Consider the following 3,264-nt stretch of genomic DNA (forward strand, 5'->3'; position numbering starts at 1 on the left):
CCCATCATGAGATGGGATTACCCGAGAAGCCCCCACCTCTAAGCGAAGCGTAGGTGGTGGGAGTATGTCACATAATGAGAAGATCATATCAGTTTTTAAAATACATTATGATGGAACTTCAAAAGAGATAACTGATTATGAAACAGGCGAAACAGAAGTTATTACAGAGGATCAAGAATGTACAGATTGCTCTGTTTCAAACGAGGAATTTAATGAAATACAAGATACATTACAAAACATAGAAGAAGTTGCTGTTTTACAAAACGAAATAGATGCTATTTTAGATACACAAAGTAATACAAATAATGAAAATAATGCGGAGAATATCATCTTTAGAGCAAGCGCTATTTGCCCAAAAGGTACTTATCCAAGTCAAATATGCAAAAATGTTCCGGCGTTTAGTATTTCGAAATATCTTGCTTGTATGTTGGTGATTAAAAAGCACAGAACATGCAGAGCAGTAGCATCCTATGTAAAGAAAGAATGTATATTGGAGTGTATGCCTTATACTTAAAATAAATTTTAGCAAGGGAGTGTTTGAGTGAAGTTTTTTCACGATATTAATGAGGATAAAGAGTATTCCCTAAGCCTTATTTGCTACTCAATATTAAACATAATCACTCTAGGAAAGATAAGGTTTTTTCGTATGAAAGTAGCTGAACTGAAAAGAATTTTAGAGGAAACCAAAAGACTTCGTTAATCTTTAAGGAAGAAATAGCTCTCCTTTAAGCTTAAACAGATCTTGGGAGGGCTGTTTCTTCCTTTCTTTTTAACCGATTTGAAAAAGAAAGGCGCTTGTTCAATTAAAGCCAAACAAACCTTGACCTGATACGAATAATATTCGATGTCGTAGATGTCCCTAAACTTGGGTAAGCTAATCTAAACTAGGACTCTCCTCGTGTTTCGCTAGTCCCTCTTAGGTATGCTCAAATTTGAGTACATCTTTTTTTCGACTGACAAAAATAAAAATACGATGCCGTCGTGCCTTTTTATGCGTCCGAAAATTCCAGAATTACTCCTTAAAAATAACATTGTTTTAACCCTTACCAAAAAAATGACCTCTAAAATTGGCGTATAACACGTTTTAAACAGCGGGGTAATGGATGGTTTTAATCCCCTTGATTAAAAACGCCTATACGGTCCTACTAAACGCCTTAAAATCGATGCGGTTGTTTTTTGGAGGACGACATTGTATTTTAAATGATTGATTCAGATTTCTTTCATAACTATTCCCTTTGATAAATATAATCTATGGCGAATGTCCATTTACGAGGGGGATACGATACGTATGGAGAGTAAGTTTACAATTTCTGCAGCTCGGGAAATTCGCGAGAGACTGGACGAAATTCAATTCTTAGCAGTTAAACACCGTTCCGACAACGGCGAACTTTTTGATATCATCGACCATTTAGCTAGGGTAGGCGGCATGTTTGCGGATGTGAAAGTACAGGAATTAGAAGGGTACGTGCAAACAGCTGATCCTCAAGATTACATTTTAAAAAAGTTATCCATCGCTTACAGTTTAATGAAGCGGTATGATGAAAAGTCGGAAAAAGTTCTATAAAAGCGGTAAAGAAGCCACTCGTTGGCTTCTTTTTTTGTGTTTTCAATTATTCAACATAAACAAAAGATATGTTGCATTCAACGATATCCGACAAAACGAGACGAGGTATTACAAAAAACTCTTTACATTACCGTATTTTCCCAATAAAATAATTATTGTATATAATTGTAATATAATGAATCTTTAGTTATATTAAAACCGCCCCTTATCCTATGTTTTGATTTTGTTCTGTTTCACAAGTGCATTACATGCCTAGTCTCAATCTTTCTAAGGGTGATCATTTTGAACGCTACAAAATTTTGTATAGCAACGTTTCTTTCAAACTTGGGGGATGTCATATACAGTGTTGTTATAGCTTGGTATATTGCTGATGTTTTACAATCAGGTTTTTTGATGGGAGCAGTTTTATTTTCCCTAGGTTTGTCGAGATTTATTGCTGGGCTTCTTTGCGGACCGGTTATTGATCGAATAGGGGCAAAGTTGTTTCTGTGGTTGTCAGACATGATAAGGGCAATCATTGTGTTAGTTTTGGCTATTCTGTTATGGGATCATACTATCTCTTTTGCAATTCTCATAATGGTCTCCGTTTTGTTTGGAGCGATTGATGCTTTTTATTGGTCAGCCTCAGAATCAATAAAGCCAAGATTAGTCGCTACTGAATATTTGAGTCGTCTCAATAGTCAATACTTCACTGTTGTAAGAACAACGATCATTTTGGGCCCTTTAATCGCCGCTTGGATGGTTGAATCCATCTCAATAGAACATTCCTTGATAGCCATTTCTATCTTATATGTATTTTCAACTTTTTTAATTTTGTTTATTGACTCTAAAAATAGTCATCTTGAAAATATGAACGATAATAATGACAAAACTTCTTACTTTTCAGATTTAAGACTTGGTTTTAGTTTTTTGAATAGACAAAAAATGATTTTTTATTTGGTTATAACTATATTTTTTGTAAATATTGGAGCAAACGGGGTTAATGTATTGTTCCCTTTTTTAGCTAAAAATGTTAATGATGATGCTAAGTATTTAGGATATATATATTCATCGATGTAAATGGGAAGTTTGTTAACTGGTTTAATCTTTTCAGTTAAAAGCATTCACAAGGTTGAATTGAAGATTATTTATTTATCTTTTCTTTTACAAGCTACTGGTATTGCCGCACTATGTTTCACCCAAAATTTTTTGATTATTCTAATTTTCGTTTTTGTAATTGGCTTAATTACTGGTTTTATAGGAGTCCTTATACCTACTTTTGTTCAACGTTCTGTGCCTATTCATTTATTAGGAAGAGTTAATAGTATTATGATGGCGATTTCAATGCTTTCAACGCCAGTAGCCCAGTTTATTTTTGGGGTCAGTGTTGATTATTTCAATATAAAATATCTTTTCTTCATTGCAGGTGCTTTGGGTATAGTTACTAGTTTATCTTCGTTATTAATTAATGAGAGAAAAGGTACGCCAAGAGAAACTGTAATGTAAAGGAGCATTCCTGTTAGAAGTTTTTTCGGGGACTTGAATAAAAAAAGCCCTCTTGGTATGATATTATCCCTCTAGTGTAGACAGTTGGGAAAATGCCCATACTGTCATTAAAAACACTGGAGGGATTTGTTTATGTTCGAGAACAAGCAAACACCGAAAGGGAAGACCACTTATTCCGTGGAGTTTAAATGGAGGGCTGTCCAGATGTACATCGA

4 protein-coding genes are annotated in these 3,264 nt (G+C 34.5%); all 4 read left to right on the top strand.

Annotated features, from left to right (window positions below):
- Positions 1–64 precede the first annotated feature (64 nt).
- Positions 65–514 (top strand): hypothetical protein, encoded by a 450-nt coding sequence (locus tag DCC82_RS16675; protein ID WP_187252184.1) that lies wholly within the window; start codon positions 65–67, stop codon positions 512–514.
- A 774-nt stretch (positions 515–1,288) separates the two neighbouring features.
- Entirely contained in the window at positions 1,289–1,564 is a 276-nt protein-coding gene (locus DCC82_RS16680) for a hypothetical protein (RefSeq protein WP_033011808.1), read from the top strand.
- Between the two features lie 282 nt (positions 1,565–1,846).
- Positions 1,847–2,623, top strand: a complete 777-nt coding sequence (locus DCC82_RS18425; protein ID WP_233253074.1) for an MFS transporter — start codon at positions 1,847–1,849, stop codon at positions 2,621–2,623.
- 9 nt (positions 2,624–2,632) lie between these two features.
- Positions 2,633–3,049 (top strand): MFS transporter, encoded by a 417-nt coding sequence (locus DCC82_RS18430; protein WP_233253075.1) that lies wholly within the window; start codon positions 2,633–2,635, stop codon positions 3,047–3,049.
- Positions 3,050–3,264 lie beyond the last annotated feature (215 nt).

It is taken from the genome of Geobacillus sp. LYN3 (genome assembly GCF_003064505.1).
GTDB lineage: Bacteria > Bacillota > Bacilli > Bacillales > Anoxybacillaceae > Parageobacillus_B > Parageobacillus_B toebii.

Excerpts from the sequence above, each read along its gene's own strand:
- DCC82_RS16675 (WP_187252184.1), top strand. The coding sequence starts at position 65 with ATGTCACATAATGAGAAGATCATATCAGTTTTTAAAATACATTATGAT.
- DCC82_RS16680 (WP_033011808.1), top strand. The coding sequence starts at position 1,289 with ATGGAGAGTAAGTTTACAATTTCTGCAGCTCGGGAAATTCGCGAGAGA.